Consider the following 18051-nt stretch of genomic DNA (forward strand, 5'->3'; position numbering starts at 1 on the left):
GTCAACTTCCTCTGAATCTGTCGAGGGAGCAGGCGGCGCAGTCGGAGGCAGTGGCCTCACGGCGGGCGAGCAAGACCTGCTTGCGCGGCGGCTTTTGCAGGGCCGCGCGCACCTGCTCCTGCAGAAAGTCGAAGGCCGGGGTGTCGTCCGCGCAGATCACCCCGGGGGCGGGGGCCCCGGGCGAGCGCGCTAGGTGGATCAGCTCGTGGATGCGGATTCCGGGCTGGAAAATGTCACCGCGGACAGCCTCCACCTCATCGTACAAAGCGGCGAGACGAGGTCGGCGGCCGATGGCCAGGAGTACGTCCCTCCGGGAGCCGAAGACGCACAGCGAGCAGGAACACCGGGAGGTTCCTCCCCAGTCGCGGGCCCCCGGAACGGAGTCGTACGTCCAGTGCGGCGCGATGGGGGAACTGCCGGCCCACTCCCGGGCGGCCGGGGTACTCCACGCCAGAGCGGGCAGCCACTCGTCCACGATCCGGGCTGAATTGCTCACCACGTTCCGGTAAGGCCGCAGCAGGCTCCGGGCCGGGCTCTCGTCCCAGCGCATCCCCATGACCTTCAGGATGCGGACCGGCCGCCCCAGCTCCTTCTTCCAAGCCCTGACCACCGGTGTCCAGGCGGCGGACACCACGGATTCCTTCGCGCTCTTGGTGCAGAACTTCGCCCCGAGCCGGGGATACCGGCCGTAGGCGGCGATCTCGGTGAGGAGCGTGTGCGGCACCCGTCCGCCACCGGCCACCGGCATGGTCCGGGTGACCTCGATGTGCTGGTCCGCAGGCAGGCCGAAGGCGGCCGCCTGGCACGCGGCGTACTCCGCCGCGCCCGGCCAGCGGACCCCGTCGTAGACGACGCTCGGCCAGTCCAGCACTCCGAGGCAGGCGTGATAGCTCCGGACCCGGTCGACGACGCCGGCGGCCCGCGCGGCATCCATGAACAGCGACATCATCAACGCGCTGTCGTTGCCGCCGGAGAGCTGGGGCGCCAGAAGGTCGTAGTCGGTCAGGTCAGGAAGCGGCGCACGAGTGACCGTCTGGCCAGGCGTGGTCATCGCGTGCTCCCTTGCTCAGAGCAGAACAGAGGGCCGATGACAGCGCGGGGGTGGGCCGGGCGCCGCACGTCGACACCCTGCCGCGCGCCGAACCGCAGCCGCTTCAGGGCCGGGGATCCGGCGGCGGCGTGCACCACTTGGCCGTATCCGGCGGGGGAGGAACTGACCACCAGCAAGGTGTGGCCGTCCAGGGTGATGGCGTCACCGGGCAGCAGATCAGCGGCGTCGACTCGCCCGTGCCGGAGACGGCAGCGTGGACAGGGGACCTGGGACACACCGCGGAGGGTCCGCCGGGCGGCTTCCGCCCACACCGCGTGCCGCAGGCTCCGGTCGCCGACCAGCTCCGCGCAGTACCGGCGCTGGCTGAGCATGCCGCCCCGGCCCTGCAGCACCGGCAGTGCGTCGGGCAGGACGGTGGTGACCAGACGGCTGTAGTCGCCGCCGCCGAGCACCAGGACCTCGGCTTCGTCCAGGCCCTCGCGCTGGACCTGCTCCCGTAGCCGGCTGGCGGTGACGGAGCCCTTCTGGCCCAGGCGCTGGTTGTAGCTGCGGATTCGCCGGTCCAGGCTGAGGAGCCCGTGGCGGGCCGAGAGGATCCAGGTTCGGGAGTGTTCCCCGGCCAGCGCCGCGGCGGCCGCGCGGCAGGACCGGTGATAGGCACCGGTGTACATCTGACCGGCCGGAGCCCCGCCGTCGGCGCCCAGCCGCTCGGCAGGGAGCTTCGCCGCACCGCAGGCAACCAGGACGGCCCGGTGGGGCGGGCAGAGCACACCATGTGCTTCGGCGTAGGCCCGACCCCGCGGGGTCAGGAAACCGCGGGGTGGACCAGTTCGGCCACGGCGTACCGGCGGCCCAGCAACGGCCGGCTCGTGGCGAGCTTCTCCCGTTCCAGGACGACAAGGGTGCGCGGGTTGGTGCCCGGCGGCACGCGGTGGTCGGGGTCGGCGGCGGCCGCCAGCACGGCGGCATGAGGGACGGGCCGCAGACGCTGGAGGGGCGCAGCGGGGGGCACGATGGTTCATCTCCTTCGCAACACAGGGGGAAGCCCGGCCGCCCAACGGCAGCCCGGTACGGGATGGGGAGCTGAGGACTCAGGCGGTGAGGGGGAAAACCAGCTGCTGGCCGTCGGTGTGGGCGGCCCATTCGGCCTCGAACCGATCCTGTTGCTTGCTGTGCACGTGAGCGGGGGCGGTAACCCAGAACTCCTCGACGGCCGGGAAACCGTTCCCGCGCCGTCGGAGCCAGACCCGCACCGACCCGCCCGCCGGGTCCTCCTCCACGGGAAGTCCCAGGCGTGCAGCGCGCCTGCGGAGCTCCCGGCCCAGCTCGCGGCGCGTACCGGTGCGCGACCGCTCGACGGCTCGCAGGGCGGGGGCGCGCGCTTGGGGGTTGCTCCTGGACGCTGGCAGGATCCGCCGTACCCGGTACGACGCCCAGAGGCAGTCCAGTTCGCGGGCGAAGGCGGTCAGGACCTCCTGGTCGGCAGGCTCGAACATCTCCAGGAGACTCCGCCGGCCGAAGAGCCGGCCGTTGGTGTTGAGCCGCATGGCGGTGTACTCCAGGCGCAGCACCCGGCCCGCGATGTCAGGGAACGCCCGCATCCGCTGCAGGTGGGCGGGCAGCGCACCGAGGGAAACCGGGAAGCAGCAGAAGGAGCAGTAGCTCTTCTTCCACCGCACGCCGAACCGGTCATACAGGTAGTCCTCGCACGCCTGCCGTCCCCACCCCCATTCGATGAGCGGGAAGACTCCGGTGCGCAGGGGGTTCTTGTTCAGCCTCCGGTCCGCTTCGGCCCGGCCGGTCTCGTCGGCGTTGAAACCGATCACTTGCCGGAAAGGGCGGCCGCCGCTGGCTGCAGCGGTGAACCGGTCACCCACCTCAGCCTTGGCGTGCAGGCTGCACAGCCGTGTCCCGGCCTGCTGTGGCACCGTGCCGCACGTCTCCAGCTCATCCCACAGCGTCCAGCTGCCCCGAGGCACCAGATGGTGAGGACTGCTGGAGTCGTCGAGGATTTCGATGCCCGCGGCCTTGGCCTGGCCAGCCCGGGCGAGTTGCACCAGGCGAACGCCGTGCTCGCGCAGCAGGGGCAGGATGAACTGCTCAGCATCCGCCACCGTGTCCGGCCACTCGTCCCCCGTGGCCATGTGCAGCACGACAGTGCGTTGCAGATCCACCCCGTGGGCGGCCGGGTTCTCCAGCATCTTGGCGAGGTAACTGGAGGAGTCCAGCCCCAGCCCCCAGTTGATGAACAGCTCCGCGCTGCCCAGACGGGGCAGGAGCGACGGCAGCGACTGCTGCTCGGCGGGCACGGTGACCACCTCCTTCTTCTGTCCTGCATGTCGAGTCGGGCCGGGCGCTTCGGGGCGAGGCGGTACGGCCGGACCTGGGCGTGAAGGGACGGCGCTCCCAACTCAGCTGAGGTGGAAGACTGCGGGGTCGGTAGTGGCGCGGGCGGCGGTTTGGGCGAACCCCGGCCAGCCGCTGCGCCGCGCCTGGTGCCACCAGTCAGGGGTGCCGCCGGACGGCGGGAGACCGGGGTTCTCTGCGTTCTGAGGCTGGGCCGGCTCCGGGCGCAGCGCGGTCTGCGGGGCGGCGGCTAGAGGGCTGGGCAAGGCGGACTCGGTGTAGGCGATCCGGTTGCGCAGGCTCACACCGACGTCGTCGACACTGATGTGCACGGCCTCGCCGTCGGTCCGGGTGATCCGGCCGAGGACGACGATGCCAACGCCGTCGACCAGGGATTCCATCACGTGCTCGGCTGCCTTGCGCCATACGGTGCAGATATGCCGTTGTGGGGGGCCATCCCGCCAGGCGCGGGTCCGGGCGTCCCACACTCGTGGGGTACTGACCACACGGAAGCGGGCGACCGGGATGTCTTGGTGGTAGCGGCATTCGGGGTCGCCGGTGACGGTCCCGCTGAACGCGACGATGGGCTCGCCGGGCATGACGGACCTCTTCCTTCGAGCGGAGAGCAGGTTGAGCGCGAAGACGTCGGTGCATCCGCGCAGCCGCGAACGCGGGCAGAGAGAAGCGTGGTGCTGGCGGGGTTCGAACCCGCGACCTCAGGACTTATAAGATCCGCGCTCTCCCAGCTGAGCTACAGCACCGGGGTGGGCCGCGCCTTCTTGGAGGGAGAGAGGGCGCGGCCCGGGAGGCAGCCGGGATCCCGAGGGAGGGGGAGGATTCCGGCTGCTGGTCGGGGAGATGCAGGGTGCCCCGTCGCGGTCAGACGGCAGAGCCGTTCTGGCCTGCGATGTCAAGTAACATAATAGTGGAAGGTGCGGGATGGTCAATCCCCCCTCCCACCTGTGCTCACGGTGGATCCTGGCCTTCGCGTAGAGCTCGACGCCGCTCACGGATACGACGCAGCCGATTGACCGTCACCGGATCGTGGGCCAAGGCGCGCTCGTCGTCCAGGAGAGCGTTGAGGATCTGGAAATAGGCGGTGGGCGACATCCCCAGCTGCTCCCGGATGGCCCGGTCCCGTGGTCCGGGGGAAGCAAAAGGAGTCCGCGCCAGGCGCAGGATCTCCCGCTCTCGCGGCCCCAGTTCCGGCGCGGGCTGCTTCTTCTCGGGCGGGTCGGAGGGGTGCGGCATGACGGGGTCTCCTCGGTGGGCGTACCCCCTCCGCTGCGGCGTCGGGCGGCGTGAAGGTGGAGTGACTGCGGCTTGGCCGGCGAGTGCGACAGCAGCGGCCTCTCCCCCAGGGGCTGTCCGTACGGCGCTGCGCCGCAGGGGCAGCCCTGGAGGGAGGGGTATGTCAGGACCTGTTGTCAGAGGCGCCACGAACCTCGCAGCAGGCTGCGGGGATGCCCGTCACCTCGTGACGCGTGACGTCCGGGGCGATGACCCCGCCGCGCTCGCGCAGCTTCGTGGTGGACTTCTCGGTCAGGAGGACGGTGGCGTAGGTGCGCGTGCGTGCGCGCTCGGTTTCCGTGACCTGGCCTTCCAGTCCTTCATAGCGCTTGGGCTTGATTTCCGTGATCCGGACGTGGGCGCCTGTGGTGACGGCGGCGGCTCGCAGGGTCCTCAGGGTGCTGAGCCGCTGCTTGCCCGCGCTGAAGATCTTGTGCACTTCCTCCTGGCTGGCCTGGTTGAGGATGAAGTTGAGCGCGTCGTCGAGCTTGCCGGGCATGGTGAATCCTCCTGGAGTGGTCAGGGAGGGGGTGCCGCGGATGGCTGCGGCCGATAAGTCAATAATAGTGGAACATGGCGGAGAGGCAATCCCCTCTTGACCTGCGGAAACGAACGCAATGGGAGGGAGAGGCGGAGCTGCCCGCGTGGAGGTCGGTTCCACGCGGGCAGCCGAGCGGCGCAGATGCCGGCCCAGGGCTCAGGATGGGAGGGTCGGGGAGCCTGCCGGAGGAGATCAGGCCGCCGCCTTCCTCCCTTCTTCCCCGGCCCCGCCAGCGGCCACCGGCGGTTCGGGGTCCGGCGGCCGGTGCGGTGCCACGGCCTGCTGCTCGACCTCGGAGAGGGTGTATCCCTGCTCCTCCAGCCACAGCAGCCACCGGGCCTGTGAAGGGTTCAGGCGCACCCACGCCTTGGGCTCGCGCAGGTCCCACTCGTACGCGGCGGCGACCAGGGCGAACAGGGCGTTGCCCTCCCTGGGCTTGCCCGTCCGCTCGACCGCCTCGGGCAGGGCCTCCTTCTTCGTCCCGAGGAACCGGGCCACATCGCCCTTCTCGTCCTTCCAGGACCAGGCCCGGTAGAAGTACGGCCCGGTCATCACGACGTGCAAGGCCATACGCCTCGTGGCGTCCGGCACTGCCTTGCCCCGGGCCATGGCCGTGATGAAGTCCTTGCGGACCTCCCGCGCCGCGCGCCACATCTTGTTGCCCTCGCGGACCCGCGCGGCCTCCGCCTTCTCCCGCTCGCTCTTGGGGTTCTTCGGCGCCCGCGCCTCCGGCCGGACCTTGTGCCCGTGCTGCTCCGGGTCCGTGCAGTGCCACACCGCCCGGTGCTCGTCGTCCAGCCGGGCACTGTGGCCGGGGCATCCGCTGTGGTTGGCCTCAGTCAGCGGGTGCCCGAGCCGGGTGGTCAGCTCCGACAGCGGCCGGGACGTGTCCTTCGGGCCCCAGTCGTAGGTGGGCTTCGGCGGGAGCAGCGGGATTTTCGCGTCGGCCAGGGCCTGCTCAGCCTTCTGCCGCGCCTGGTGGTCGGCCAGCTCCTGCCGGAGCAGCGCCATCGTCTGATTCCAGTGGCCCCGGCCGCCCTTGCCCTCGGCCTCGTCCTGCGCCTTGGCCTTCTCCAGCCGGTCCTGAGCGCGGGGTACGTCCTCGACCTCGTGGAGGTCGGCCATCTGTTCCAGGTCCATCCCCTGGGCCGTGGCCCGGCGCAGCGCGTGGTCATCGAGCTGGGACGCCTGGCGCGCGCGGGTCAGCGCGCCGCGAGGTAGGTTCAGCGCCCGGGTGGCCTTGGCCTGCTCCCCGGGATCCAGCTCCAGGAGCAGCACCTCGTAGTTGCGCGCGGTGTCGCGGGCGGTCATGCCCTGGCGGTGGGAGTTCTCGATCTGCGAGAGCAGCCGCGTCAGACCGTTCCTGCCGACCAGGTCCTCGCGGATGATCGCGGGGATGGTCCGCTGAGGGCGGCCGTCCTTCTCGGCGCTGGCGTTGGCGGCCCGCTGGGCCTGGGAGCGCCGCCAGCCCTTGAAGACGCCGTACCGGCCACCGGGCTTGGGGCGGACGTGCACGGCATCCTGGACCCCGAGTTCCCTGACCGAGGCCAGAAGTTCCGGGTCGGGCTCGGTGTCCGTCTCACGGGCGTTGCTCTCGTCCCGGTCGAGCAGGGCAGGGTCGAGCTGGACGATCTGCGGCTCCGGTTCGGCTGCGGGGGCCGCAGTCACGGCGGGCGGCTCCGGGGCGGCCTGGGGTCCGGCTTTCTTGGCTGCTGGGCGGGTCTGCGCCTTCGCGGACACGTATGCCTCCTGGCTGGCTGTTCGGCGTTGCCGGGCGTCACCCCGACAACGTTGATAATAGTGGAATTATGGGGGAGGGGAAGCCCCCGCCGACCTGCGGAAATCCCCTCCCCGAGAGCCGTTAGTGCCAGCCGGGTAGTTCGGCCAGGAAACCGAACAAGGCTTCCGCCTCCACTGGACTGACCCTCTTCAAGGTCAGGTCCACGTAATCCCCCTTGCTGGAAACCTCGGCCAGAGCGCAGGCCACTGTGCCTCCGTCCCAGCCGCGGCGGCGTTTCAGATCCTCGTGGCCACTGTGTCCGGTGCCCGGGAAGACGGCAGCCAGACGGCGGGCGATAGCCTCTCGCTGCTCCGCCTGACGCGCCACGCAATTCCGCGCCTCCTGCTGCTCCTCGAACTTCGGCAGCAACTCGTGGTGGATGAAGTCGGCGATGGCGGCCGCGTCGCTCTGGAGCGGCATGTGCATCCAGGGACCGACTTCGCTGCCCTTGGTCATACGCAGCTCAAGGGTCCAGTCAGCCGCAACGGACAGCGTGATGGCACGCCCGTGATCGTCACGGATCAGAACGTGGTCACCTCCGCCCTCCGCGTGGTATCCAGGGCCCATCAACTGGGCGACGGTGGAAGCCGGCAGATCGCTGGCGGTCTCGATCAGCCTTTCGTGCATTGGAGTTCTCCTGTCTTGGACTGGCGGCGGACGGGTTGCTCGGGGTCTCCGGGGCGGGGCCGGTCGTTTGTGTCAGGGCAGTCGACGGGCGTCGAGAGCGCGGATCTCCGGGGTCTTTTCGGGGAAGGAGCACCACACGCCTCCCATGGCCCCGGGCTGGGTGAAGTAGCGCACGATGCGGGCGCGGTCCGAACCTCCCGGCTCACTGTGGGACGCCGGGTACCAGTAGCCGGCCACGTTGAAAAGGACCGCGTCGGCAGGCCACCACCGCTCGGCGGAGGCGGTGAAACTGCCCGGTCGCACGGCAGCCAACTCCCGGCCGGTGCCCGGGTCGGCCAGTACGTACCGCCCTTCGTGCGCGAGGTCGGGCAGCAGCAGGTACCCCGGCCCCCAGTGGTCGGTGAGACTGCCGTGATAGGTCACCACGGATCCGATGACAGGCTCATCGGCGGCGGACATGACCGCTCCTTCCTCCCTCGGGTCCGGTCACCGCCCCTTGCGGGTACGGGAGAGATCGACCGCCAACGCGGCCACGGCGGTGATCAGGGAAGCGGTGTCCCCGCCGAACGGAGCGGGGGACTGGTCGCTGGAGTCGTAAACGGACTGCGGTGCGGACCTGGTGCGGCGCGCCGTTAACCACGCCTGCCAACTGGCGTGTTCGTGCGTCGGGTGGCACAGCTGTGCGGTACGGCCGTCCCGTGAGGTCCCGCTGATGTGGAGCCTCATGCCGCGGGGCAGGCGGAGCTGGATGTACTCCTCGCCGGGGGGATTGACGACCCGGTAGCGCCATCCCCGCAGTGCGAGCGCCATGCCGAGCGCGTATCCGGCCGTGTCTGGAGGCGGGATGCGCGGGACCGGGGCCGCAGCTTCCTCAGGGGCGATGTGCTGGGCGCCGCCCGGCGGGCGGCGGGGGCCGGTGTTGTCCATGGCAGTTCCCTCGGCGGTTCGAAGAGGCGGTCATCGGGGGGCGCGGCGTGGGTGCCGGGATGTGCAACGGCGGCAGCAGTAGACGAGGCGGTCGGGGCCGCGTAGACGGGGGATGGTGTCCACCGGGACCTTCCCGGGGCAGCCGCAGTACAGGCACCGGCGGTCAACGAGAGGCGGGCATCCGGCAGCGGAATCGGGCAGGTCGTTGTACGCATGGCTGCGGGGACGGCGGTGTCTCATGACCTCTCCTCGGGAGGGGGTGCGCCGGACCGGGAGCCCGGCGCACCCGGGCCTACCGGCCACGGATGACGTGCGGGTCCGTGCGGAGGACTGCCAGAGCGGCGCGGACGGCGGCCCGGGTCCTGCCGGACGGCTGCTTCCGGCCGAGTCCAGTGGCGGCCTGGTTGATGACGGCGTCGGCGACGTCCTCGCGGTGGCCGTCCCGGAAGAGGCGGAGCGCTACGGCGGTTGCCAGCCGGGACCGGTTGAAGCTCTCCGCCTCCTCGCCGGTGGCTTCGGGCAGGAAATGGCGGGCCACCGGGGGTAGTTCGGGCGGTGCGGGCAGCCAGTGAATGTAGATCACACGTGCGGGGCGCGGGCGGCGCCGGAGAATGCGCAGCATGGGAACCTCCTTCGACATCCATAATAGTGGAAGATGTTTGGCTGTGAACCCCCTCCCACCAGCAGATTTGCTCAGAACTCCATGAACAGCTCTTCGAGATCACCGGGCCACGGGCACTCATTCTCACACCACTCGAAGAACCTGCCACAGCTGCACTTGTCGGCTCGCGCCGTGATCTCAACACGCGTAAACGCGTGGCGGTCCAACGACCGGCCCCCGCTGAAGTAGACCCAGGTCCAGTGAAGGTTGTAACTGCTCCTGGCTGTGCGAACAGGACCGTAGACGGTACCGAGCGTGTCACCCGGGAAACGAAACCGGTCTCCAAGCATCAGCTCGTGGGTATAGGCGCTATCCGTCTCCGGCACTTCCCCCTCCCATCTCTCGTCAGCATCAGGAAAAGCCCAACGCGGGAGCCAGCGTGAGCCGTTCGCGCACCCAGACCCCAGGCCATCCACAGGAAACCGCCGGTGATCGGCACCGACTTCACGGGCGGCGGTCCCCCCGGCGCTCGGGCCCGAGGGCGGCATGCGGGGCGGCGGGGTTGCTGCACCCCTGTTCGGCGCACCAGTGCATGCCGGCAAAACTGACGCCGCCCCAGGCAGTCAGCGCCGCGGCCGCCAAACCGCGGGCCAGCGCGTTGAATGCCGCTGCGCAGTGCTTGCCACCGAACAGCAGATCGTCGCCGTGCGAACCCACGACCGGAGCGGCTGTGTGCGCCACGGAGGCGAGTATCTCCGGGTCCAGGTCGCGCAGCTCCTCGATGTGCAGCGGCACCGCAGCTGACAGAGCGACGGCCAGGTCGTCGGGAATGGCGGACTCCGAGGGCAGACGGCCCTGTGGTTCTGAATCCTCGGGAAAACGAGCACGGTGGGCGTGCATAGCGACTCCTAGGCTGGCTTGGCGCCGGCGGCCGCCGCTGAACAGCAGCGGGCCCCGGACACGGTGGGCGCGGGCCGGGCGGCGCACCTGAAGCCGTCCCGCCGCCCAGCGGTACCGGAGAGGCGGGACGGGGCCTCAGGTCAGCGGCGGCGGCCCGAGTGGGACACCGGCGGCGTAAGTGACGCCGTACTCGGGCGGCACCAGTTCGCCGCCCAGACCGGTGCAGGCGGCCTTGAAGACCTCTGCTTCGGAGATCGGGACGAGCCAGTTCTGCCGCAGCAGCCAGCCCCGGACCGTCGTACCTGTGTTTGTGATCGTCCGCATGAGCACACAGGCGGTGGTCACCGGCGTGGCGCCGAACGCGGCGCAGAGCACCGCGTGAACGTCCCGGAGCCCTTCCGAACACCACTCCAGGGCGGTCAGTCCGGTTTCGTCATCGCGGCTGATGGAGAACGGGCAGACGGAGCGGAGCGCAGTGTCCCCGACCTCGTGCGCTACGGCACAGATCAGATGAGAACCCGGACCTGCGGCACGGATCAGCTTGGTGAGGGCTTCCAGCGCTCGCCGTTCTGCGGCCCTCAGGGTGGCGTCATCGGGGTGGTATTCCGGCATGGCTTCCTCCTCTGTGGCGCGGCGGGGGGCGTCGTCAGGCAGTGCAGCGGCAATGGCCCTGTCCGGTCGGGCCGGCCGTCCGGACGGGGCTGGGCACAGCTGGGATCGGCGGGGCAGCACGACGGCCGCAGCGCGGCGGCCGTGCTGCCCGGGTGTACCGCGTGGCCCTAGGCAGGGACGGCCCTCGGCCGCCGCCCCGGGGCGCCGGGGCGGCGGCCGGTTACCTCAGACCAGCGGCGGCGGCCCGAGGGGCGTGCCAGCGGCGTAGGTGACGCCGTACTCCGGTGGTTGCACGTCACCATCCGGACCAGTGCAAGCGGCGTCGAAGATCTCTCCTTCGGAGAGCGGCGTAAGCCACTGTCCCTGAAGGCGCCAACCCTGGACCCTTGATCCCTCCTCCGTAAGGGTCCGGACGAGCACACCGGCGCCGATCACAGGTGCTACGCCGAATGCGGCGCGGAACACCACAACGACATCAACAGCCCTCTCCGGGCAGTAGCGCACCCTGTCCTCGTGGTCCACCGAGACCGTGCAACTGGCGTGGTACGCGCTGCCTTCGCCCTCCACCGCGACAACGGAGATCTGATGAGAACCCCGGCCCGCGGTGCGGACCAGCCGGGTGAAGGCTTTGACTGCTCGGTGCCCTGCGGGATCGGCGAAGGCGAAATCGAGTTCCGGCATGGCATCCTCCATGGCCTCCCCCGTCGTTGAGGGGAGCGGATAGCTGGCATTGACCGGCGTCGGCCGACTCAGACCGACCGGCTGACGGCGGGCACGCCGTGGGCGGCCACGGCGTGCCCCAAAAGAGCGCTGGGCCGGGAATGCCGCACCCCTGGACAGGGATGCGGCACCCGGTCACCGGCCTAGGAAGCGTGCGTGGCGGCAGCCCGGAGCGCGGGCAGTGCCTGGGTCTCCAGATCGTGCGCCGCGTCGGCGTCGGGGATCGTCTGCGCGACGGACGTCACCGCCTGCATGACGCCTCCGGCGGTGGTCTGTCCACCCTTGATGACTCGGCCAGTTCTTCCTTGCGGCCCTTGAGGCCCGTACCGGGGAATCTGAACTCGCCGCCCTCTTCCTCCGGTCGTCCGGCCTCGCGGTCGAACCACACCTGGCGGCGGCCGGAGGGGTAGGCGTGCAGCCACTCCGCCTCGACCCGTTCGTCCGACAGCTCAAAGCCGTAGGTGTAACGCACCCGCCTGCCGCGCGGGCCCAGCAGCAGCTCGACCTCGAAGAGACTCGTCTCCTCGCGCGCCTCCGGGTCGAGCGCGAAAGGTTCACGCGGGACCCGCTCCGGGTGTTTGCCCCAGTCGGCGAAGGATTCCCGTACCGCGCTGCGCATGAAGCGCAGGGCGCTGAGGGTGTTCGACTTACCCGAGGCATTCGCCCCGAAAATGCCGACCACGGGCAGCACTGAGACCGGCTTGCCATCCACCCGGGCACCGGTGTCGCGCTCCGTGCCCTCGTTGAACTCCGTGGCCACCAGCGACAGCTCTTGCTCGGTCCGGATCGAGCGGTGATTGGCCACCCTGAAGCTGAGCAGCACGGCCGACCTCCTCACAGGGCGGTGATTCCCAATGCCCGTCTTGGGATCTCCTCTGCGGGTTACCCGCACAGAACAGCCTATGACGCCCCGTCCTCGCACGCCAGAATACTCATCGGGGCTCGCGGTTCATTCGGTGCCGACCGGCAGCGCGGCGAGCTCGCGGCCTCGCTTCGGCGTTACGGAGCGGTCGCCTCTCCGTGGTCCTCGTCGGGCAGCGGGCGAGTGAGCTGAGCCGTCAGCTCGGGGTCGGCGAGGATGCGCGCGGTCGCCCGCCACTCAGCGACGACCCGGTGGAGGTTGGCGTGGACATCCGGATATGCCGCGTCGTCCGCAGCCCGGGTCAGCTCCTGCACGAACTGCCGTACCTCGTCGGCCGACAGATGACGGGTCCACGGAAGGGCCGAGGGCGTCACCGGCAGGACTCCCCCTCAGCCTCGCGCGGCCGCCGGCTCGCGGCGGCGTTCCGTCGTGGCGATGGTCGCCGAGCCGACGACCCGGGTGCCGTCGTAGAGGACGATCGCCTGGCCCGGGGCCACGCCGCGGACCGGCTCGGTGAAGGTCACCCGGAGTTCCGGGGCCCCCTCGGCGTCCTCGGCCGGCTCCGCCGTCACCGGCGTCTCCTCGCCGTGGGCGCGGAGCTGGGCCGTGTACGTGCCCGGGCCCGCCGGGGGCTCGCCGCACCAGCGGGGCCGGATCGCCGTCAGCGCGGTGACGTCGAGCGCCTCCTGCGGGCCGACCGTCACCGTGTTGTTGACCGGCGAGATGTCCAGGACGTAGCGCGGCTTTCCGTCCGGGGCCGGGACGCCCAGGCGCAGGCCCTTGCGCTGGCCGATGGTGTAGCCGTAGGCGCCCTGGTGACCGCCGAGCCGGTTGCCGTCCTCGTCGACGATGTCGCCCTCGGCGGTGCCCAGGTGCCTGGCCAGGAAGCCCTGGGTGTCGCCGTCGGCGATGAAGCAGATGTCGTGGCTGTCGGGCTTCTTCGCGACGGCCAGACCGCGGCGCTCGGCCTCGGCCCGGATCTCGTCCTTGGTGGTGAGGGTGTCGCCCAGCGGGAACATGGCGTGGGCGAGCTGGCGCTCGTCGAGGACGCCGAGCACATAGCTCTGGTCCTTGGCCTCGTCGGAGGCGCGGTGCAGCTCCCGGCCGCCGTCCTCGCGGGTGACGACGGTGGCGTAGTGGCCGGTGCAGACGGCGTCGAAGCCCAGGGCGAGGGCCTTGTCCAGCAGCGCCGCGAACTTGATCTTCTCGTTGCAGCGCAGGCAGGGGTTGGGCGTGCGCCCGGCGGCGTACTCGGCGACGAAGTCGTCGACCACGTCCTCGCGGAAGCGCTCGGCCAGGTCCCAGACGTAGAACGGGATGCCGATGACGTCAGCGGCCCGGCGCCGTCGGGCCCCAGCCGGGTGCCGATCACCCGGCCGATCACCAGGGTGTGGTCCCCGGCCCGGACGCGCTGCTCCGTACGGCACTCCACGGCGGCCAGGGCGCCGTCGACGAGCAGCGCCCCGGATGCCTCGCCGCGGGTGTGCGGAGCATCCCGGAAGAGGAGTTTGTCGCTGATGCGGCCTTTCATCGCGAATCGCCCGGCTGTCTGCCGCTGGCTCTCGGCGAGCACGGAGGCGGCCCAGAGGGGCTGCCGTTCCAGCAGCTCCTCCATCCGGGAGTCGTTGCGAACGCTCACCATCGCGAGCGGTGGGTCAAGTGACACCGACATAAAGGCCGTCGCTGTCATGCCCACGTCCTCCCCATGCGGGCCCTCCTCCGGGTCGCGGGCCGTCACCAGCACCACGCCGGCCGTCAGGCGGGCCATGGCCGCACGGAACTCGTCGTCACTCACCCCTTCAGAATGAGGGATGATCGCTGCGGGGGATGAAGGAGTCTGCTGCACGTGCGCACGCTATCCGGACGCCCGAGGCGCTCACATCGGGCGCGGGGACCGTCCGGGACCTAGGTCGCCCGGCGGATGCCCGCCCGGGCGATTTGCGTTCAGGAAGGAATCGGCAGGGCAGACGGCCCGTCACCGGCGCAAGCGTCAATACACCGAAAGATCATGTGACATGAGTCACAGCAGCCGGGAATTGTTGACCCTGTGTACCGGGTGGGCAGCTCGCTGTGATTCAGTGGCCGTGGAATCAGACGACAAGATCCTGGAGTTGCTGTCGAGGTCTCGGGGAGTGCAATCGATGGAGGCCGAGTCGGAACCGTACGTCCGTCTTGCGACCCTGCGGCAGCTCCACCGTGTCGTCGCGGACCTGAACACCGCCCGCAGCCTGGCCGACACCCTGCAGGCCGTCGCCGACGGAGTCATCACCGGCCTCGGCTACGAGCTCGCCGCCGTCAACCTCGTCCAGCCCGACGGTGACCTCGTCGTCGCCGCCGTGTCGGGCAGCGCCGGCGCCGAGGCGCTGCTCGCCGGCCGCGTCGGCTCGCGCACCGCCTGGGAGCGCCGCCTCTCCATGGGCACCCGCTGGGGCGAGCTGCGCTTCATACCGCACACCGAGGGCTGGATCCTCGACGACGACGACGTACCGCAGTGGCACAGCGGCGGCCCCCAGCCGCGCTTCGCCGACGAGTGGCACCCCGGCGACCGGCTGCTCGCCCCGATGTACTCCTCCAGCGACGACCTGCTCGGCGTCATCGCCGTCGACCGGCCCCGCAACGGCCGCCGGCCCGGCCCCTGGGGCCGCGAGGCCCTGCAGATGTACGCCTTCCAGGCCGCCATCGCCATCAGCAACGCCCGGCTGCGCGCCAACATGCAGCGCGCCCTCGTCCGGCTGGAACGCGAGCAGCAGGCCCTGCGCGCCAGCGAGGAGAGCTTCCGCCAGGCGTTCGAGTACGCGCCCAGCGGCATGGCCATCGCCGAGATGGGCGGCGACCAGCACGGCCGTCTGCTCCGCGCCAACGACGCCCTCTGCCGGCTGCTGGGCCGCCCCGCCTCCGCGATGCGCCGCTATTCCTTCTCCGACCTCGTCCACCCCGACGACATCGGGCTGCTGCTCCGCACCTCCGCCGAGGGCGGCCGGGCCGAGCTGCGGCTGGCCCGGCGCGACGGCAGCTATGTCTGGGTCTCGCTGCGCAACTCCGTCGTCGCCGACGCGGCCGACGGGCCGCGCTTCCTGCTCACCCACGTCGAGGACATCGAGGAGCGCAAGCGGCACGAACTGCAGCTCGCCCACCGCGCCAGCCACGACGCCCTCACCGGCCTCCCCAACAGCGCCGAGCTGCGCACCCGGCTCTCCGCCCGGCTCTGCGACCGCCCGCCCTCCCGGGACGGCGAGACCTACGCGCTGGACGGGGCGGCCGGCAGCGCCTACGGGCCGGCCGCGGGCGTCGAGACCGACGAGAACGGCTTCCGGACCGACGGCTTCGACGCCCCCTTCGGCCCGCCGGGCAGCGCCTTCGACGGCCACGTCCACACCGTCGCCCCGGCCGAGGAGCAGCCGGACGACGGCACCAAGGGGCTCGCGGTGCTCTTCTGCGACCTCGACGGCTTCAAATCGATCAACGACCGGTTCGGGCACCACACCGGTGACGCGGTCCTCATCGAGGTCGCCCGGCGGCTGACCAACGGCGTGCGGGACGGCGACACGGTCGCCCGCCTCGGCGGCGACGAGTTCGTCGTCCTCGCCGACGGCCTCGGCCGCGCGGACGCCCAGGACTTGGCCGTCCGCCTGCGCAACGCGATCATCCCGCCGATCCGGGTGGACGGGCGCGCGGTACGGGTGGGGGCGAGCTTCGGCATCGGCTGGGCCGGCTGCGGGATGTCCGCCGAGGAGGTCCTGCAATCGGCCGACCAGCGGATGTACGTGGAGAAGCGCTCCCGGGCGGGGCGCGCCCACCGCCGCGCGGGGTGACCCCGGGGCCGGTTCCGGGGGCGCGTGGCCGGTCCGGGCCCGTCCGCGGCCGGTACGGAACGGGCCGGTACGGGTGGTACTGGACACATCCGGACAGTGCCGCACGCCCGCGAGCGGGGCTTTTGCGGGACCGCCTCCGCGGCGCCCCGGCGAGCGGCGACGGACCGGGAACAGCGGCCGCGGTGAGCGGGTAGGCTCGATCGATCGGCCGCGGGCCGAGGTAACGCGATCGTGAACATTGACCATCCGGACAGCACAGGCCTTATCCGGGCCGCCCCGCCGCTGATAGGAGCTGTCCAGGCGCTGTGGACGCGGCGCCGGTGGTCCGGAAACCAGTTGGGGAGTGACAGGGGATGACGGCCGGCAACAACGGCGCGGGCACGCCCGAGAACGACGACCCGTTCGCCTACCTCTACCGCTCGGAGGGCGGCGACGGGGGCGCGAACGGCGCGGCGGACGGCGGAACCGCTCAGTACGGCCGGCCCGCGGCGCAGCCCGGGGTCCCCCGCACCTCGTACAACCAGGTGCACCGGGTCGGGGAACGCCAGTACGGCGGCCAGCAGGCCGCTCAGCGGCCCGGCTACGGACCCGGCGCCGCACCGGCGGACCAGCCGACCGCCGCCTACGGGCAGAGCCCCCACACCTCCTACGCCGCCCCCGAGACCCTGCCCGGCGGCGCCCCGCCGCGCCGCGCCGCGCCCGCCGGCCACGGAAGCCGCGGTGTCCGCGGTGGCGGCGGCCGCGGGCCCAACAGCCAGGGGCTGCTGATCGGGGCGATCGCCGTGGTCGCCGTGGTGGTCATCGGCATCGTCATCGCCATGCTGACCAACGATGACGGTGACGAGGGCAAGCAGGAGGCCGGCAGCTCGGAGTCGCTCCCCGCCGACGGCGGGCAGGACCAGCCGGCGGACGAGGGCAAGGACGAGGAGGGGAAGAAGACCAAGCCCTTCTCCTCCGAGAAGTTCGACGCGGTCGGGATGAAGACCGCCGGCGGTGCGACCGTCGCCAACGACGTGGAGGGCGCCCGGTCCAAGAGCGGGGCCTACATCGCGGGCATGAACCAGCCCGGCGCGACGGCCACCTGGCGGATCGACGTGCCCAAGGCGGGCAAGTACACCCTCTTCATCGGCTACGGCGTGCCCGGCAAGGACACCAAGGCCACGCTCCTCGTCAACGGCAAGGACCGTGAGCAGGAGCTGAAGAACTGGGCGAACGCCAAGGAAGGCGAGTGGGACAAGGGCTGGACCACCACCTACTCCTGGGTGAACCTCACCAAGGGCACCAACACCCTCGACCTCACCTGCGGCGAGGGCCAGGGCTGCGAGTTCAACCTCGACTGGGTGCAGCTCAAGGAGGGCCACATCAAGGACTGAGGCGCGCCCGCCCCGCGTGCTCCGCCCGCCCCGACCGCTGAGCGCGGGCCCGCCCCGGGGCTTGCCGTCCGCGGGACTTCTCCTCGCACCGGCCGCCCCGGGATCCGTTCCCCGGGGCGGCCGGTGTGCTTTCCGGGCGTCACAGGGGTGTTCGGTGGTCTCGATGTCCGGCAGCAGGCGCGTGTACGCGGCGTGGTCGAACTCGCCGGGCCCCGGGGCGGTGGCGGCCGCCGCCGAGAGGGCGACCGCGCGGCTCAGCCGCTCCGGCCAGGGCAGCCCCTCGGCGAGGGCGGAGAGCAGCCCGGCCACGGCCGCCTCGCAGGCCCGGGTGGGGTCGCCGCCGGGCGGCCGGGGCGGGACCGCGCGCAGGCTGCCGTCCGCCGTGGCGACGAGCACGCCGTCCCCGCCCAGCGAGGCGGCCACGGCGCGGGCGCCCCGTCGCCGGGCCTCGTGCGCGGCGCGCACGGGTTCGGCGAAGCCGGTGAGCGCGGTCAGCTCCCCGGCGGTCGTCGCGACGAGGTCGGGGCGGGCGGCGATGCCCCGGCGCAGTGGTTCGCCGTGGGTGTCGAGCAGGACCGGGACGCCCGCGGCCTGCGCGGCCCGCACCAG

The 18051-nt window shown here is 71.4% G+C and carries 20 protein-coding genes, 1 tRNA gene and 3 pseudogenes; 2 read left to right on the forward strand and 22 right to left on the reverse strand.

The features are described 5' to 3' along the window. Nucleotide 1 precedes the first annotated feature (1 nt). The 21 genes and pseudogenes from SXIN_RS30610 to SXIN_RS30715 all read right to left on the reverse strand — a co-directional run. Nucleotides 2–1051, reverse strand: coding sequence for a hypothetical protein (locus tag SXIN_RS30610; protein ID WP_019712071.1), 1050 nt, complete (start codon nucleotides 1049–1051; stop codon nucleotides 2–4). Further along, nucleotides 1048–1821 carry a DUF6884 domain-containing protein gene (locus SXIN_RS30615; RefSeq protein WP_019712072.1) on the reverse strand — a complete coding sequence of 258 codons (774 nt, stop codon included), beginning with the start codon at nucleotides 1819–1821 and terminating at the stop codon, nucleotides 1048–1050. Before SXIN_RS30615 ends, SXIN_RS30610 begins: the two co-directional genes overlap by 4 nt. A 35-nt stretch (nucleotides 1822–1856) precedes the next feature. After that, nucleotides 1857–2063 carry a hypothetical protein gene (locus tag SXIN_RS30620; RefSeq protein WP_019712073.1) on the reverse strand — a complete coding sequence of 69 codons (207 nt, stop codon included), beginning with the start codon at nucleotides 2061–2063 and terminating at the stop codon, nucleotides 1857–1859. Between the two features lie 79 nt (nucleotides 2064–2142). Next, the gene (locus SXIN_RS30625) at nucleotides 2143–3360 is read right to left on the reverse strand and encodes a hypothetical protein (protein ID WP_050931286.1); all 1218 of its coding nucleotides are present in this window, start codon (nucleotides 3358–3360) and stop codon (nucleotides 2143–2145) included. A gap of 102 nt (nucleotides 3361–3462) precedes the next feature. Next, nucleotides 3463–3996 (reverse strand): single-stranded DNA-binding protein, encoded by a 534-nt coding sequence (locus tag SXIN_RS30630; RefSeq protein ID WP_019712075.1) that lies wholly within the window; start codon nucleotides 3994–3996, stop codon nucleotides 3463–3465. Between the two features lie 88 nt (nucleotides 3997–4084). After that, nucleotides 4085–4158, reverse strand: a tRNA-Ile gene (locus SXIN_RS30635). A 205-nt stretch (nucleotides 4159–4363) separates the two neighbouring features. Next, nucleotides 4364–4648 (reverse strand): DUF3263 domain-containing protein, encoded by a 285-nt coding sequence (locus tag SXIN_RS30640; RefSeq protein WP_019712076.1) that lies wholly within the window; start codon nucleotides 4646–4648, stop codon nucleotides 4364–4366. A gap of 163 nt (nucleotides 4649–4811) precedes the next feature. Beyond that, nucleotides 4812–5186 (reverse strand): hypothetical protein, encoded by a 375-nt coding sequence (locus SXIN_RS30645; RefSeq protein WP_019712077.1) that lies wholly within the window; start codon nucleotides 5184–5186, stop codon nucleotides 4812–4814. Nucleotides 5187–5420: 234 nt separating this feature from the next. Continuing rightward, the gene (locus SXIN_RS30650) at nucleotides 5421–6968 is read right to left on the reverse strand and encodes a ParB/RepB/Spo0J family partition protein (protein WP_019712078.1); all 1548 of its coding nucleotides are present in this window, start codon (nucleotides 6966–6968) and stop codon (nucleotides 5421–5423) included. A gap of 121 nt (nucleotides 6969–7089) precedes the next feature. After that, nucleotides 7090–7635, reverse strand: coding sequence for a hypothetical protein (locus SXIN_RS30655; protein ID WP_019712079.1), 546 nt, complete (start codon nucleotides 7633–7635; stop codon nucleotides 7090–7092). 72 nt (nucleotides 7636–7707) lie between these two features. Beyond that, nucleotides 7708–8094 carry a hypothetical protein gene (locus tag SXIN_RS30660; protein ID WP_019712080.1) on the reverse strand — a complete coding sequence of 129 codons (387 nt, stop codon included), beginning with the start codon at nucleotides 8092–8094 and terminating at the stop codon, nucleotides 7708–7710. Between the two features lie 27 nt (nucleotides 8095–8121). After that, a complete protein-coding gene (locus tag SXIN_RS30665) occupies nucleotides 8122–8562 on the reverse strand; it encodes a hypothetical protein (protein WP_019712081.1) in 441 nt (146 codons plus the stop codon). 292 nt (nucleotides 8563–8854) lie between these two features. Continuing rightward, nucleotides 8855–9184, reverse strand: coding sequence for a hypothetical protein (locus SXIN_RS30670; protein ID WP_019712082.1), 330 nt, complete (start codon nucleotides 9182–9184; stop codon nucleotides 8855–8857). A gap of 71 nt (nucleotides 9185–9255) precedes the next feature. Beyond that, nucleotides 9256–9549 (reverse strand): hypothetical protein, encoded by a 294-nt coding sequence (locus SXIN_RS30675; RefSeq protein ID WP_019712083.1) that lies wholly within the window; start codon nucleotides 9547–9549, stop codon nucleotides 9256–9258. A 118-nt stretch (nucleotides 9550–9667) separates the two neighbouring features. After that, nucleotides 9668–10063 (reverse strand): hypothetical protein, encoded by a 396-nt coding sequence (locus tag SXIN_RS30680; RefSeq protein ID WP_157916368.1) that lies wholly within the window; start codon nucleotides 10061–10063, stop codon nucleotides 9668–9670. 135 nt (nucleotides 10064–10198) lie between these two features. Then, a complete protein-coding gene (locus SXIN_RS30685; RefSeq protein WP_019712085.1) occupies nucleotides 10199–10675 on the reverse strand; it encodes a hypothetical protein in 477 nt (158 codons plus the stop codon). Between the two features lie 225 nt (nucleotides 10676–10900). Further along, the gene (locus SXIN_RS30690; RefSeq protein ID WP_157916369.1) at nucleotides 10901–11356 is read right to left on the reverse strand and encodes a hypothetical protein; all 456 of its coding nucleotides are present in this window, start codon (nucleotides 11354–11356) and stop codon (nucleotides 10901–10903) included. Nucleotides 11357–11636: 280 nt separating this feature from the next. Further along, nucleotides 11637–12218 (reverse strand): AAA family ATPase, encoded by a 582-nt coding sequence (locus tag SXIN_RS30700; RefSeq protein WP_238153905.1) that lies wholly within the window; start codon nucleotides 12216–12218, stop codon nucleotides 11637–11639. A 176-nt stretch (nucleotides 12219–12394) separates the two neighbouring features. Further along, a complete protein-coding gene (locus SXIN_RS30705; protein WP_019709915.1) occupies nucleotides 12395–12631 on the reverse strand; it encodes a DUF6247 family protein in 237 nt (78 codons plus the stop codon). Between the two features lie 15 nt (nucleotides 12632–12646). Next, a pseudogene (gene mnmA / locus SXIN_RS30710) lies at nucleotides 12647–13600 on the reverse strand (tRNA 2-thiouridine(34) synthase MnmA); the annotation flags it as partial. Continuing rightward, nucleotides 13585–14103: pseudogene (locus SXIN_RS30715) on the reverse strand (flavin reductase family protein); the annotation flags it as partial. The pseudogenes SXIN_RS30715 and mnmA, both read right to left, overlap by 16 nt. A 295-nt stretch (nucleotides 14104–14398) precedes the next feature. Between SXIN_RS30715 and cdgB the strand changes: the two are divergent. Continuing rightward, nucleotides 14399–16069: a diguanylate cyclase CdgB gene (gene cdgB / locus SXIN_RS30720; protein ID WP_019711261.1), complete on the forward strand. Its 1671-nt coding sequence runs from the start codon at nucleotides 14399–14401 to the stop codon at nucleotides 16067–16069. A 353-nt stretch (nucleotides 16070–16422) separates the two neighbouring features. Beyond that, on the forward strand, nucleotides 16423–17442 hold the full coding sequence (locus SXIN_RS30725; RefSeq protein ID WP_095757188.1) for a carbohydrate-binding protein: 1020 nt from the start codon (nucleotides 16423–16425) through the stop codon (nucleotides 17440–17442). Between the two features lie 147 nt (nucleotides 17443–17589). Here the strand turns inward: SXIN_RS30725 and SXIN_RS30730 are convergent. Beyond that, nucleotides 17590–18051, reverse strand: a pseudogene (locus tag SXIN_RS30730) (PfkB family carbohydrate kinase); the annotation flags it as partial.

This window comes from Streptomyces xinghaiensis S187, assembly GCF_000220705.2.
Taxonomy (GTDB): domain Bacteria; phylum Actinomycetota; class Actinomycetes; order Streptomycetales; family Streptomycetaceae; genus Streptomyces; species Streptomyces xinghaiensis.

Coding starts and splice junctions, on each gene's coding strand:
- SXIN_RS30610 (WP_019712071.1), bottom strand. CDS start 1,051: ATGACCACGCCTGGCCAGACGGTCACTCGTGCGCCGCTTCCTGACCTG.
- SXIN_RS30630 (WP_019712075.1), bottom strand. CDS start 3,996: ATGCCCGGCGAGCCCATCGTCGCGTTCAGCGGGACCGTCACCGGCGAC.
- SXIN_RS30640 (WP_019712076.1), bottom strand. CDS start 4,648: ATGCCGCACCCCTCCGACCCGCCCGAGAAGAAGCAGCCCGCGCCGGAA.
- SXIN_RS30645 (WP_019712077.1), bottom strand. CDS start 5,186: ATGCCCGGCAAGCTCGACGACGCGCTCAACTTCATCCTCAACCAGGCC.
- SXIN_RS30655 (WP_019712079.1), bottom strand. CDS start 7,635: ATGCACGAAAGGCTGATCGAGACCGCCAGCGATCTGCCGGCTTCCACC.
- SXIN_RS30660 (WP_019712080.1), bottom strand. CDS start 8,094: ATGTCCGCCGCCGATGAGCCTGTCATCGGATCCGTGGTGACCTATCAC.
- SXIN_RS30665 (WP_019712081.1), bottom strand. CDS start 8,562: ATGGACAACACCGGCCCCCGCCGCCCGCCGGGCGGCGCCCAGCACATC.
- SXIN_RS30670 (WP_019712082.1), bottom strand. CDS start 9,184: ATGCTGCGCATTCTCCGGCGCCGCCCGCGCCCCGCACGTGTGATCTAC.
- SXIN_RS30680 (WP_157916368.1), bottom strand. CDS start 10,063: ATGCACGCCCACCGTGCTCGTTTTCCCGAGGATTCAGAACCACAGGGC.
- SXIN_RS30685 (WP_019712085.1), bottom strand. CDS start 10,675: ATGCCGGAATACCACCCCGATGACGCCACCCTGAGGGCCGCAGAACGG.
- SXIN_RS30690 (WP_157916369.1), bottom strand. CDS start 11,356: ATGCCGGAACTCGATTTCGCCTTCGCCGATCCCGCAGGGCACCGAGCA.
- cdgB (WP_019711261.1), top strand. CDS start 14,399: ATGGAGGCCGAGTCGGAACCGTACGTCCGTCTTGCGACCCTGCGGCAG.
- SXIN_RS30725 (WP_095757188.1), top strand. CDS start 16,423: ATGACGGCCGGCAACAACGGCGCGGGCACGCCCGAGAACGACGACCCG.